This window comes from Neisseria sp. P0001.S005 (assembly GCF_051963715.1).
The window spans coordinates 1-13598 of the sequence record NZ_JBQCTZ010000016.1 but is presented as its reverse complement, the minus strand read 5'-3'; the positions used below and the strand labels follow the sequence as shown (position 1 = coordinate 13598).

The 13598-nt window shown below is 46.0% G+C and carries 12 protein-coding genes and 3 tRNA genes; 6 read left to right on the top strand and 9 right to left on the bottom strand.

From position 1 onward, the window contains the following. Window positions 1–19 precede the first annotated feature (19 nt). From ACTHSP_RS03975 to rnr, 3 genes are all read right to left on the bottom strand, one after another. Window positions 20–1873: a SurA N-terminal domain-containing protein gene (locus ACTHSP_RS03975; protein WP_049352357.1), complete on the bottom strand. Its 1854-nt coding sequence runs from the start codon at window positions 1871–1873 to the stop codon at window positions 20–22. A 145-nt stretch (window positions 1874–2018) separates the two neighbouring features. After that, complete coding sequence (locus ACTHSP_RS03970; RefSeq protein WP_440345667.1) at window positions 2019–2366, bottom strand: ArsC family reductase; 348 nt, start codon at window positions 2364–2366, stop codon at window positions 2019–2021. Between the two features lie 81 nt (window positions 2367–2447). Beyond that, entirely contained in the window at window positions 2448–4928 is a 2481-nt protein-coding gene (rnr, locus tag ACTHSP_RS03965) for a ribonuclease R (RefSeq protein WP_152333343.1), read from the bottom strand. Between the two features lie 94 nt (window positions 4929–5022). Between rnr and ACTHSP_RS03960 the strand changes: the two genes are divergently transcribed. The 3 genes from ACTHSP_RS03960 (at window position 5023) to ACTHSP_RS03950 (ending at window position 5389) form a co-directional block, all read left to right on the top strand. Continuing rightward, a tRNA-Leu gene (locus tag ACTHSP_RS03960) sits at window positions 5023–5109 on the top strand. A 38-nt stretch (window positions 5110–5147) separates the two neighbouring features. Continuing rightward, window positions 5148–5234: transfer RNA gene (locus ACTHSP_RS03955), tRNA-Leu, on the top strand. A gap of 64 nt (window positions 5235–5298) precedes the next feature. After that, window positions 5299–5389, top strand: a tRNA-Ser gene (locus ACTHSP_RS03950). 179 nt (window positions 5390–5568) lie between these two features. Here ACTHSP_RS03950 and ACTHSP_RS03945 read toward each other — a convergent pair. The 5 genes from ACTHSP_RS03945 to dnaQ form a co-directional block, all read right to left on the bottom strand. Next, entirely contained in the window at window positions 5569–6306 is a 738-nt protein-coding gene (locus ACTHSP_RS03945; protein ID WP_049352366.1) for a thermonuclease family protein, read from the bottom strand. A gap of 73 nt (window positions 6307–6379) precedes the next feature. Further along, window positions 6380–7051 carry a ribose-5-phosphate isomerase RpiA gene (gene rpiA, locus ACTHSP_RS03940; RefSeq protein ID WP_049352368.1) on the bottom strand — a complete coding sequence of 224 codons (672 nt, stop codon included), beginning with the start codon at window positions 7049–7051 and terminating at the stop codon, window positions 6380–6382. 43 nt (window positions 7052–7094) lie between these two features. Further along, the gene (gene ispF / locus ACTHSP_RS03935) at window positions 7095–7574 is read right to left on the bottom strand and encodes a 2-C-methyl-D-erythritol 2,4-cyclodiphosphate synthase (protein WP_049352371.1); all 480 of its coding nucleotides are present in this window, start codon (window positions 7572–7574) and stop codon (window positions 7095–7097) included. 32 nt (window positions 7575–7606) lie between these two features. Further along, entirely contained in the window at window positions 7607–8293 is a 687-nt protein-coding gene (gene ispD / locus ACTHSP_RS03930) for a 2-C-methyl-D-erythritol 4-phosphate cytidylyltransferase (protein ID WP_049352373.1), read from the bottom strand. Further along, entirely contained in the window at window positions 8290–9027 is a 738-nt protein-coding gene (gene dnaQ / locus ACTHSP_RS03925) for a DNA polymerase III subunit epsilon (protein WP_049352375.1), read from the bottom strand. The genes ispD and dnaQ overlap by 4 nt, the downstream gene beginning before the upstream one ends. Before the next feature lie 340 nt (window positions 9028–9367). Here dnaQ and ACTHSP_RS03920 point away from each other — a divergent pair, with 340 nt between their 5' ends. From ACTHSP_RS03920 to ACTHSP_RS03910, 3 genes are all read left to right on the top strand, one after another. After that, on the top strand, window positions 9368–9844 hold the full coding sequence (locus ACTHSP_RS03920) for a hypothetical protein (protein WP_003683363.1): 477 nt from the start codon (window positions 9368–9370) through the stop codon (window positions 9842–9844). Between the two features lie 147 nt (window positions 9845–9991). Further along, on the top strand, window positions 9992–10675 hold the full coding sequence (locus ACTHSP_RS03915; protein ID WP_440345666.1) for a 16S rRNA pseudouridine(516) synthase: 684 nt from the start codon (window positions 9992–9994) through the stop codon (window positions 10673–10675). Between the two features lie 781 nt (window positions 10676–11456). Further along, complete coding sequence (locus ACTHSP_RS03910; RefSeq protein WP_440345665.1) at window positions 11457–12821, top strand: sodium-dependent transporter; 1365 nt, start codon at window positions 11457–11459, stop codon at window positions 12819–12821. A gap of 60 nt (window positions 12822–12881) precedes the next feature. On the opposite strand, the gene dld is transcribed toward ACTHSP_RS03910, so the two are convergent. Then, window positions 12882–13598, bottom strand: a 717-nt coding sequence (dld, locus tag ACTHSP_RS03905; protein ID WP_440345664.1) for a D-lactate dehydrogenase, incomplete at its 5' end; no start/stop codon positions are given.

Genomic DNA, 13598 nt, shown 5'->3' with positions numbered 1-13598 from the left:
CCCTACTCAAATACTCTGCTTATTCGGCAGCATTATTAACTTGCTGTGCACCTTGCGTACGATCGATTTTCTTACCCAAATACTGGAGTAAATTATCAAACACATTGGCAGAAAGCTGCTGAACCAAAGCCTGTTTGGCAGCCGGAATCTGTGAATCGGCATTTTCAGGAGCAGAAACGCTCTGAACTTCCATAATCACCGGTGCAGGCATACCTTCCAATAATGCGTACGCAGGTTTACCGCCGACAGGACGCGCTTTCAACAAAGCCGCATAAGCTTCTGGAGACATGGTTCTGCGTGCATCTTGCGCGCTCAATTGCGAAACAGGCGACCATTGAACGTCGGCAGCTTTACCGGCTTTCAACGCAGCCAAAGTTTCTTGGGCTTTCTTCTCTGCCAGTTTGGCAGCTTCAGAGCGCAGATATGCTGCACGGACAGTGTCTTTGACTTCTGCAAATGGTGCAATTTTCTCTTCGCGCACTTCTTTCGCACGAATAACCCAAACGGTTTCGTTGTTGATAGCAATGACTTCAGAATTGTGTTTTTTCTTCAGCACATCGTCGCTAAACGCAGCATTAATCAACGTTTCAGGCAAACCGGCTTCTTTCGCACCCGCTTTGGTTACCCATTCATCCAGGTTTTCCACTTTCAAGCCTGAATTGGCGGCTGCTTTTGCCAAAGAAGATGGATCATTGAAGGCATCTTCACCCAATTTTTCTTTAGCGGCATTAAAGGCAGAAGCTGCTTTTTTCAGTTTCAAGTCTGCTTCGATACGCGCTTTGGCTTGTTCCAAAGTCGGCTCAGCTTCGACATTCAAAACTTTGATGATGTGATAACCCAAAGACGATTTAACGGTATCGCTGACTTCGCCTTTGCCCAATGCAAATGCCGCTTTATCGAATTCAGGTCCAAAGCCGCTGCCGCCGCTTTTGCTCAGGTAGCCCAAATTGCCGCCTTTGTTGCTGCTGGACAAATCTTTGGAGTACCTGGCCGCCAGCTCGGCAAAAGCATCTGGGTGTGCTTTAAGTTCTGCGGCCATTTTGTCTACTTCAGCTTTAATTTCCGCATTGCTTGCTTCATCTCCGTTAGGCATAACCGGAATGAAAATATGCGCAATTTCGGCTCTTGGCGACAAATCTACGCTTTTACTGTCGTAAGCTTTTTGTACTTCTTCCGCACTGACGGTTTGCTTATCAGCCAAATCTTTGATGTTCAAAGCCACATATTCCAGCTTAACGGCTTGAGGAATCAAGTAATCTTTCTTATGCGCTTCATAATACTTTTGCAAAGCCGCATCATCTACTTTTACTTGTGCCGTAAATGCTTCAGGGCTGAATGTAAATGAACGGATGGTACGGGTGGCTTGAGTCAGGTTAATCAACTGACGCGCTTGCGCATCGCTGACCAACGCACCGTTTTGCACCAAATTCAACAGATTTTGCAACTGGAACTGTTCGCGGATATCTTCAACAAACTGATCCTCGGTCATTTTGCGCTGATCCAAATACTTCTTGAGCAAATCCTGACTGAATTTGCCGGAAGCATCATGGAAATTCGGATCATCCACGATAACTTGCTTGATTTGTTCCTGAGACACGGCAATGCCCATCAGCTTGGCACCCTGCTTCAGGTAAGCTCTTTGCAATAAAGATTGGAATATCGCATCACGCGAAGGCGCATTATTGCCGGCAGCCTGCTCATTTTGTATCGCAATCTGTAAAGCATGCTCGCTGACCTTCTCATCCCCGACTTTAACAATGTAATCAGAACCCGGCGAAGACAAATTATTGGCACCGAATCCGATAAAGGTCAGACCGATGATACCTAAAACAATCTGGGCGGGTGTTTTATATTTTTCAACAATATGGAACATATTTATCCGAAAGAAAAGTTTGGCGCGGCAGCCGGAAAATGCTGCCGCAAAAATCTTAAAATCCTGAAAACAGGCTCAAAGCGCGTATTGTAACGTATTTTTTCGAGGCTTGCTTTTTCAGACGGCCTAAAAACCTAAAAATGCCTTATCCGAAAATTTCCTGATACGCTTCTACTGAAAATCCGACATGAACCTGTCCTTCTTTGACCAATACAGGCCGCTTGATGATGCTGGGATTTTCCACCATCAAGGCAATCGCCCCTTCTTTTGTGGCGGCAGATTCTTGCGCATCTTTATCCAACTTGCGCCAAGTCGTACCTCTTTTATTGAGCAAAATTTCCAAAGCTGCCTGCTCCAGCCAGCCATCAATCAATTCGGCAGTCGGGGCGTTTTTCTTAAAATCTACAAACTCAAACTCGATGCCGTTTCCCGCCAACCAACTGCGCGCTTTTTTAACCGTATCGCAATTGGGAATACCGTATAGTTTTATCATCTTATTTATCCTTGGTTTTATTCATAAAATCACAAATTCAGGCCGTCTGAAACTTTTCAGACGGCCTGAATTGAATGCCGCCTATTTCTTAGCAGCTTTCTTCACTTTAATCTTCACGCTTTTGTGTTGAGCATTACTTTTACCCCCGGCTTTGACGGAAGCTGTTTTCGCCTGCGCTTTTTTCTTGCTCGCGGCTTTAGGTTTACTTGGCTTAGCAGGCTTGGAGGCAGGTTTACTTTTCACCTTGCTCTTCTTTGCCTTCACGGGAGCGGCCAACGCTTCATCAATTTCTTTAGCCGAAAGTTTACGCTTACGCTTTTCGACAGGCTTATCAGCAACTATTGGCCTACTTACAGGTTTTGCTTTTCTACCGCCGCGTTTCTTACCGACTGAACCGCCGCTGATTAAGGTCAAATCAATCTTGCTGGTATCCAAATCGGCTCGCGCAACTTTTACGGTGACTGTATCGCCCATATTGAAACGGACACCGCTGCGTTCGCCCTCAATCGCCATAATTTCAGGACGGAAGTTGAAATAATCTTCTCCCAAATCGCTGATATGAACCAAGCCGTCGATATGAATATCGTCCAAGGTTACAAAAATACCGAAACTGGTCATGCCCGAAATCTTACCACTGAAGACTTCGCCGACTTTGTCGCGCATATAATAAGTTTTCAGCCAGTTTTCCACATCGCGGCTGGCATCATCGGCTCGGCGCTCGCAGAAAGAGGTATGAACGCCCAAAGCCTGCCAGGTTTTATTGGGCTGGTAAGTTTGTCCGTTCAACACAGCCTTAATGGCACGATGTACCGTTAAATCCGGATAACGGCGGATAGGCGAAGTAAAGTGTGCATATGCGCTATAAGCCAGACCAAAGTGACCGTCGCAATGCGGCTCATAAACCGCCTGTTGCATAGAACGCAACATCATTACTTGCAACAGCTCCGCGTCCGGACGGTTTTTAAATTGCTCGGCAAGCGCAGCATAGTCTTTCGGCGTCGGATTATCGCCGCCACCCAAACTCAGCCCCAGCAAACCAAGCTGCTCGCGTAAAGTGGCCAGTTTTTCGGGAGTCGGACCCAAGTGATTGCGGAACAAAGCCGTATGTTTGTTCTTCAGCAAAAATTCTGCCGCGCAAACATTCGCCGCCAACATACATTCTTCAATCAGCTTGTGCGCATCGTTGCGGACAACAGGAACAATCTTATCGATTTTACCGTTGTCGTCGAAAATCATCTGAGTCTCAACGCTCTCAAACTCAACCGCGCCACGCTCGAAACGTTTTTTCTGCAAGATTTTAAATAACTGATACAGAGTATCGATTTGTTGCTTAAACGGATGATCCTGGCCGTCTGAAATCCAATCCCAAACTTGATTGTAGGTTAGTCGCGCATGTGAACGCATTACTGCCGGATAGAAACGGTATTCCTTGATATTGCCGGCATAGGTAATCACCATATCGCACACCATACACAGGCGTTCAACATCAGGATTGAGCGAGCAGATACCGTTGGACAACTTCTCCGGCAACATTGGAATCACTCGACGTGGGAAATACACGCTGGTACTGCGTTCCTGAGCATCTACATCAATTCCGTCATCAGGACGGACATAATGGCTGACATCGGCAATCGCCACCACCAAACGGTAATTGCGGCCGACTTTTTCAGCAAAAACCGCATCGTCAAAGTCCCGTGCAGTTTCGCCGTCAATGGTTACCAGAGGCAAATCGCGTAAGTCCACGCGCCCTTTCAAGTCGGTTTTACGCACATGATCAGGAATTTTCTTCGCAGCTTTGACACATGCTTCGCTGAATTGATGAGGCAAATGGTGCTTGCGTACAGCGATTTCGATTTCCATACCGCTGTCGGCATAATCACCCAATACTTCAATCAGCTTAGCCACAGCAGGACGATGTGCTTCAGGATACGTCTCGATTTCAGCCACAATCACTTGGCCAGATTGCGGTTTAAAGTGCGCCACGCTTTCAGGCTCTAACACGATACTTTGGCTCAAACGCTTGTCTTCCGCTTCCAAAATGGCCACGCCGCGATCCATATAAAAACGGCCGACCACTTTAGACTGCGCACGCTCCACCACATCCAAAACCGTACCTTCACGACGGCCTCTGCGGTCGATACCGGCAGGACGAACAGTAACAATATCCCCGTGCATCACGCCGCGCATCTGACGCTCATACAAAACGAAATCGCCCTCGCCTGTCGGCGTTAGCGGCACGGCAAAACCAAAGCCGTCTTTGTGCGCCTCGACACGGCATTTAACCAATGCCAATTTTTCTGCCGCACACACCGCGCCACGTCGGTTGATCAATACCTGGCCATCGCGCGCCATCGCTTTCAGACGGCGCTCGAAGAATTCATATTCATCTTCTTCAATCGACAATTCATGTGCCAAAGCTTCGATTTTTGTCGGCACACCTTTTTGTTCCAATAATTCAATGACCCATTCACGGCTGGGCAACGGATGAGCGTAACGTTGTTTCTCCCGCTCCAAGTACGGGTCTTTTTCTCGTAAATTTAAAGATTTAGTATTTTTGTTCATTTTGATAGTTGACATTCTTTTTTTAAAATATATAATAGCTGCTTCTTCGCAGTTCAGGTAGTCAACTCTACCTTAAATTGAAGAATAAAGCAAAGCCCAGGTGGCGGAATTGGTAGACGCGCTAGCTTCAGGTGCTAGTGTCCTCACGGGCGTGGAAGTTCGAGTCTTCTCCTGGGCACCAAATAATTTGGTGCTTCTTTGCTTAAGAAAATTTAAATTGCCCAGGTGGCGGAATTGGTAGACGCGCTAGCTTCAGGTGCTAGTATCCTCACGGGTGTGGAAGTTCGAGTCTTCTCCTGGGCACCACTGATAAATCAATCAGTCAATTTTTCACATTATTCTGAAATAACAACTCAGGATAATAGTCCACAGAGAGGTGGATGAGTGGTTTAAGTCGCACGCCTGGAAAGCGTGTATACGTGAATAGCGTATCGAGGGTTCGAATCCCTTCCTCTCTGCCAGATACTAAAGACACCAACTAACGGTGTCTTTTTTCATATCTGCCCTTCTTAAAAATATTACATTACACTTTTATTTCTTTTACCCTCTAATCAGAAACCTACCACTCATTCTTATCTTATACTAAACCTTGATGATTAAAGGCCGTCTGAAAGTTTTCAGACGGCCTCTTTCTTAAAACTTACCAAATCCCAAACCATTGTTTATCAGACTGCTTTTTATTGCCGTTCTGCTGCTCATGGTTTTGATGGCGAAATTGCCAAGGCGCTTGCGGATTATCTTTTTTCCATAAGCCTTTACGTTTTTCCTTGGCTTGTTTTTGTGCGGCCGAATAGTCAGTGTAGGCGGTTTTACTTTGTTGTTTTTTGGCATAACTTTCATAATGCCATGCGGTGCCATCCCGTATCTGCATCAAATTCAAGTCAATCGTGCCGACTGATACTTGAGCAACTTCGCGCTGGTAACGATCGGCTTCAAACACGCGGACTTTGGCTTTTTTATTCAATGCTGCATCAATCAGATTGTCTCGTGATTGCGTACCATAAGCCTGATTGATTTCCGGCGCATCGATATAGGCCATACGGATTTTGTGTTTCCTGCCGTCGCTATCGATAATGTGCATGGTATCGCCATCATGGATTTTGATGATTTTTCCGTTGTATGTGTAGGATTGTCGCGATGACTTTTGTTTTTGTTCCGGTTTGGGTTTATCTTCGGCTTTGCTGTCAGATGTCGCTTTGACGACATTTTCCCCCAGCCATTCATTGACCTTTTCCAAACCGATATTGTCGCCTTGTGCCAATGTTGCGGCAACGCTTACCCCTGTACGAATCAACTCGGTATCGCGTGAGCTGTAACCAAGCGCGCCCAAAACAGATAAAACAACGGGCAACCATTTTATAATTTTACTGATTTGCATATTTTGCCAAATTGAAGGCCGTCTGAAAGACCTGATGCACTTTCAGACGGCCTTTAAGATTGATTAATCTCCATTAATCCTGACAAGGCAGGATGACTTTTGCACCTTCTGCCGTACCCAAAACCAATACATCGGCGGCATCACGGGCAAAAATACCGTTTTCGAGTACGCCGGTGATTTTATTGATTTCGTCTTCCATTTTCAGGGCTTGGTCGATATTGAGGCCGTGAACATCAACGATTTGATTGCCATAGAAAGTAGTATAGCCAACACGCAACTCAGGCTGTCCACCCATGGTAAGCAGTTTGCGCGACACCAGCGAACGGGCATTTTCAACCACTTCTACCGGCAATGGAAATTTGCCCAAACGGGAAACATATTTACTTTCATCGGCGATACAGACAAATTTATCGGATGCGCTGGCCACGATTTTTTCATTCAAATGCGCACCGCCGCCGCCTTTAATCATTTGCAGCGCGTGGTTGACTTCGTCAGCGCCATCAACATAAACCGCCAAACCCATCACTTCATTCAGTGAAACTTCTGGAATCTCGTATTTCGCCAAAAGCTCGCTGGATTTTTTAGAAGTAGACACGGCACCCTTGATTTTCTTACCGCTTTTACCCAAAGCTTCGATAAAGAAGTTGATGGTAGAGCCGGTACCGATACCGATGTATTCGTTTTCAGGAACAAATTCCACCGCTTTTTCGGCGGCAATACGTTTGAGTTCGTCTTGAGTTGCCATGTTGTCAGTCTTTCAGTTTGAATAATAAAGTAATTTTAAGCTCTTAGGCCTTAATCAGCAATACTGCCGCTTGCGCTTCAATGGCTTCCATACGTCCCAGATAGCCAAGTTTTTCGTTGGTTTTACCCTTGATGTTCACGCAGCTTTCAGGCAAACCCAAATCTGCGGCAATATTGGCGCGCATTGCCGGAATGTGTGGCGCAAGTTTTGGCTTTTGCGCAATCACGGTCGTATCGACATTAACCACCTTCCAACCCAACTCCTGCACGCTTTGATAAGCCTTGCGCAACAGCACACGGCTGTCTGCATCTTTGAATTCGGCTGCGGTATCAGGAAAATGACTGCCGATATCGCCCAAACCGGCTGCCCCCAACAGGGCATCGGTAATCGCATGCAAAAGCACATCGGCATCTGAATGACCCAGCAAGCCTTTTTCAAACGGAATGTTGACGCCGCCAAGTATCAAATCTCGGCCTTCGACCAACTGATGGACATCATAGCCCTGTCCGACACGGATATTCATGTTTGTTTCCTTAAATAATGGGTTTTGATTGTTCAGACGGCCTTGAGCAACAATCTGACAATGTATTCATCTTGCGGCAGCGTCAATTTCAAATTGCGCGTATCGCCCTGCACCAAGCGCGGCCGGATACCCAGTTTTTCAACAGCTGATGCTTCATCCGTAATCTCACTTAAATCATCAACCGATAAAGCACGGTGTAACAAGGCCGTCTGAAAAAGCTGCGGCGTTTGCGCCTGCCATAATCCTGCGCGCGCAACGGTTTCATCAATATGATGACTGCCGTCTGAGCGCTTGAGCGTATCGGCCAGCGGTACGGCCAAAATACCGCCTTCATCATTCTCACCCGCCTCATCAAGCAAACGTGTTAACGCTTCAGCAGGCAGGCAACAGCGTGCGGCATCATGAACCAAAATATTGTCTTGCGCCTCAGCCAAACTTTGCTCCAATAAAACGGACACACCATTGCGTACCGTTTCCGCACGACTTGCGCCGCCTATTCGAAAGACGCGTACTTTCTCAGACAAGACCGTCTGAAAAACTGAATCTTCCGGTGAAAGAATAACGGCAATTAAATCTATACGGGAGTGTTGCTCAAAGATTTCTATGGTATGTTGCAATACGGCTTTACCATTGATTTCAACATATTGTTTGGGTTTTCCTGCACCAAATCGCGCACCGACACCGGCAGCAGGAATCAAAGCAATATTGCGGCGCCTCATGCTGACGCTCCGGCATTGGCCTCATCAGGCATTTCGGCCTTTCGCCATACACACGCTTCGCCTAAATCGTCCAAATATTTTTCATGTGCGGCCAGCTCGTCTGCATTGGCTTTGATAACTTTCAACTGCGATGTACGTTTGGTTTCGGCAATAACGGTTTGTTTGACTTCGCCCTCTTCTTCCGCCTCGCCGCCCATCAGGTCGAACTGCTGACGCGTCATGGCAAGATAGACTTCACCCAAAAGCTCGCAGTCGATTAACGCGCCGTGCAAGACACGTTTGCTGCGGTCAACGGAAAAGCGGTTACACAACGCATCCAAGCTTGCCTTTTGCCCCGGAAACATTTCACGCGCCATGGCCAGCGTGTCTGTAACTTTGCAACCGAGTTCCTCAATAGAAGGCAAACCCATGCGGCGGAATTCCATATTCAGGAAGCCGACGTCAAACTTGGCATTATGGATAATCAGCTCTGCGCCACGGATAAAGTCGGCAATCTGTTTACCCACTTGAGCAAACGGCGGCGCATTCTTCGCTTCCAATACTTCAATCGTCAAACCATGCACCTTCGCCGCTTCCTCCGGCATATCGCGCTCAGGGTGGACATATAAATGAAGGGTGGAGTCGGTCATTTGGCGGTTTATCATTTCCAAGCCGGCAAATTCGACCAGACGGTCGCCGTTTTCAGGATAAAGACCCGTGGTTTCCGTATCGAGGATAATCTGACGTTGGCTCATGGTTGGTAGTTTCTGCAATTATCAAAACGTCCTGAATCATACTGAAGGCCGTCTGAAATGTATAGTCAGCAAAACTTTAGCTGCTTTTGAAATACCCTTTTTAGCTGGATTTTTTCAGACGGCCTTTATTCTTTTCTCATTTAATGGCCATCTATTACAACATTTTTGAGTAGAAAACCCAATTTCTAGAAAATTTTTTAAATTTAATTTCTTTAATAATTAATACCTTACTTACAGATTAAATAATAGGAACAATTATCATTTGCAAATTTAAAAAATCGCCGTATAATACAACCCATCGAGACAAAACAACCGTACAACAGAATGAAAGGAGAAGAAAATGCCCGAAAGTATTTTTAAGCAAGTCTCCCTTGACATTCTGAGACTGCACCAACAAGCCATCCGCTCTTTAATCGCTACCAAGTGTTGCGACGAATGTGAAGTACATGACGCAGTATTCATTACTTTAGATGGCCGATATTATGTTTGGCTCCCTTGCATGGGTAAATCGCCCCAATCAGAAACCGGCATCCTGCTGATTGAAGATGAAGATGGCAATACACGCTTGAGCTGGGTTGCCGGTACACGCGAAGTCAAACAAAAAGACAGTCTGTACAACCGCGTTGTTTCCGCCCTGCAAAGAAAAATGCAGCGCACGAAAAACAAGTTTATCCAGTCGGCAAACGCCCGATTGCTTGAGCTGACGCCGCAGCAAGGCCGTCTGACGACAAATAGCAAAGATTTCTCGCTTTCACCACATGACTTGATGAAAGCACTTTATCCGGCAACACATCAAATAGGAGAATTTGCCCTGTAACAGTTTTTGGTAGTGGTTTGTGTTCCTTTTGCGCCCCTTAAAATTTTAAAGGGGCGATTTTTTTTGCCCCTACTTTTCAGACGGCCTAAACACCGGTTTTCCAGTACAATAAAGGCCGTCTGAACATTTCTTACTTTTCAACCAACCATGCAACTGCTCAAATACATCCAATCACAAGGCCTCGGCAGCCGCAAGCAATGCCAATGGCTGATAGACAACGACTGCATTACCATCAACGGCGAAATCCATAATCGTGCCAAAGACAATATCGATCCGTCTCAAGTGCACACCCTGTCTGTTGACGGCGAAGAAATTGCCGCCGTCCCCATGCCCCATTTCTACATTCTGCTTCATAAGCCTGCGGATTACGAGACTTCGCATAAACCTCAGCAATATCCAAGCATCTTCAGCCTGTTTCCCGAGCACATGCGCAATATCGATATGCAGGCAGTCGGTCGCTTGGATGCAGACACAACCGGCATTATTCTGATTACCAACGACGGGCAATTTAACCACCGCGTTACCTCGCCCAAACACAAAGTTCCGAAGCTCTACCGCATCACTTTGAAACATCCTGCCGACGATACCCTTTGCACCACACTCAAAAACGGCGTCCTTCTGCATGACGATAATGAAACCGTTGCCGCAGCCGAAGCAGTATTGGCCGACCCAATCACATTGATGATGACTATTACCGAGGGTAAATACCATCAGGTCAAACGCATGGTTGCGGCCGCAGGCAACCGTGTCGAGCAGCTCCACCGTGAGGAATTCGGCGACTGGAATGTCGATGATTTAGCCGCCGGAGAATGGAAATTTATCCAAATCTAAAAAAATTCCAAATTTTTTCGATAAATTTTTAAACAATATGGATTTTTTATTTATTTAAAATCAAAAATCTAAACCTTATTATTTTTATTTAACAGAATTTAACACTGTGAAGACTGAACTATTGTATAATTCGCCTGTCTGAGTAACGCTTGCTTCGAAAGAAGTGAGTAAGTGAGTAAGACGTTTTCCCCGTAATGTGTTTGGCCATCTATACTTTCCCCTTAGTATAGATGGTTTTTTTTTATCTAAAATTTGGCAACCAAGCGGGCGTACTTTCAGACGGCCCATCTCATCTAAAGAAGCCATCATTGCTAAACCCCGTCTCCACTCATTAACTTGCCATTACTCCTTTTCTCTTTCTCGTCTCTTCCGCATCAATCTGTGCCGTTCCCATTTCAGACAAATCGTTTTATAGAAAGAAAAACTATCAGCGACTATCCAAGCTAAGGTTACAGGATGTTATTAGACAGCCTTAGATAAATACCATCTTTGTTGCCGACATACTTGAAAGCACACCTTGGTGCTATCCAATATCCTCACAACAACCTTTTCCCATATCCTACTTTTCAGACGGCCTTTATCGTTACGGCTCTTTCAATCATTCATATCGCTTCAGCCAAATTCTCTGTTTGCAGGTTTTAATACCAATCAAACCAGATAAATCCACTAAAAATTCTTTACTACATGGTTTTTTTAACTAATTTTCTTTTTAGACTTTAGTCAAGATTCGTTAAATCTTTGCGGTAAAATGTTGTCTTTGTTTTTATACATCTGAGTATTTATGTCTTCCAATCAACCCCGTCAAACCTGGTCCAACCGTTTGACTTACATCCTTACCGTTGCCGGCGCGACTGTCGGCTTTGGCGCAACATGGCGTTTCCCGTATTTGGTCGGTGAAAACGGCGGCGGCGCGTATGTGTTTCTGTTCTGTATTGCCATGCTGGTCATCGGTATTCCGATGATTTTGGTGGAAAACGTCATCGGCCGCCGTAAAGGCGTGAACGCGCTGGATGCGTTTGGCGGCACAATGAATGGCAAACCCGTTGCCAAAGTTTGGAAATTGGTCGGTTGGATGGGCCTGCTCGGCGCATTCGGCATCATGGCCTATTACATGGTGCTCGGCGGCTGGGTGATCAGCTACATCATCAATATCATCAGCGGTAATTTGGACATTTCCAGTCCGGTTTCCGGCGAAGTCACCAAAAGCTTCTTTACCGAACACATCGAAAACAGCCCTTGGGAAATTGCTTTCTACACCTTCCTATTTGTGGTTGTGAACCAATGGATCTTGGTTAAAGGCGTGATCGGCGGTATTGAAAAAGCGGCAAAATACCTGATGCCTTTGCTGTTTTTATTCCTGATTGCGATGGTCGTGCGCAATGTTACCCTGCCGGGCGCCATGGAAGGCATTACCTTCTATCTGAAACCTGACTTCAGCAAAATTACCGCTGAACTGTTCGTCTTCGTTTTGGGCCAAGTATTCTTCGCCTTGAGCTTGGGTTTCGGCGTGATGATTACGTTATCCAGCTATCTGGATAAAAACGAAGATCTGGTTCAGACGGCCGTAATTACCGCGATTACCAACACTTTGATTGCCGTGTTGGCGGGCTTCATGATTTTCCCTTCCCTCTTCAGCTTTGGCGTTGCCCCTAACTCCGGTCCGACGCTGGTGTTCCAAAGCCTGCCGATCGTGTTCTCCAATATGTGGGCTGGTCCCGTGTTTGCAGTGATTTTCTTTTCCCTGCTTCTGATTGCCGCGCTGACCACTTCTCTGACCATTTATGAAGTGTTGATTACGACCATTCAGGAGAAAACCAAAATCCGCCGCGCAGCCGCGATTACCATCGTACTGGCAGGTATTTTTATCTTCGGCAATATCCCTTCCATCTTGAGCTACGGTCCATGGAAAGACATTTCCGTGTTTGGTAAAAACATTTTTGATGCCTTTGACTATATCAGCGGCAACATCCTGTTTATGCTGACCGCGCTCGGCTCTGCCTTGTTTGTCGGCTTCGTGATGAAAGATGAAGCGAAGGACGAATTGCTCTACAAAGGCAACCAGACCACTGTCAATATCTGGTTTGCCTATGTGAAATACCTCGTACCGTTGGTGATTCTGCTGATTTTTGTCAGCAACTTGTTCTGATAAGCAAGCATATAAAAAGGCCGTCTGAAAAGTTCAGACGGCCTTTATTTTGACTATGCTTTATTCTGCCCAGTTTTTCTTCTTACTGGTTTTACCGATACCGGGGTTGAAGCTGTTGGTCGGGTCAAGTTTTTTATAGAACTGTTTCAGCTCGGGCTTGGCTTCATACAGATGACCGACATTATGCTCGGCAGGATATTGCGCACCGCGTTGGTCAAGCAGATGGAGCATTTCATGTTCCAAAGCCATACAGTCGTTGCCTTTTTTAATGATGTAGTCCTGATGGAACACATGACACATAAAATGTCCGTAATACAATTTATGGATGATTTTATTGTCAATTTCAGGCGGCAGTGTTTCAAACCAATCACGATCATCACGGCGCAAGGCGATATCGAGTGCAACCAAATCCTCTACTTCATCATCATGTACAGAACGGTAACGGATCGCGGCAGAAGCCACAGCAAAGCGATGCAGCATGGCCGCCTGCGTTTCTTCGGCATTACATTCGAAGAATGCGCCGCCATGGGTTGCAAAATATTCTTTCAAGAAAGCACGCGCTTCTTCTACGCCCTCGCCACCCATTTTTAAAATCAGGTGATGTTCATATTTATCCCGATAGTTGCGCATAGACTTCGGCAAGTGATCGGGCAAAATTTTACTGATCAGTTGCATGAATTTATCAGAGAAGTGTTTTGGTAAGAAACTTATCTTTTTGCTGAATCTATCCACACGGGCTTTCAGATCAAACAGTTTCGGAAGTTGGTGGGTACCGAA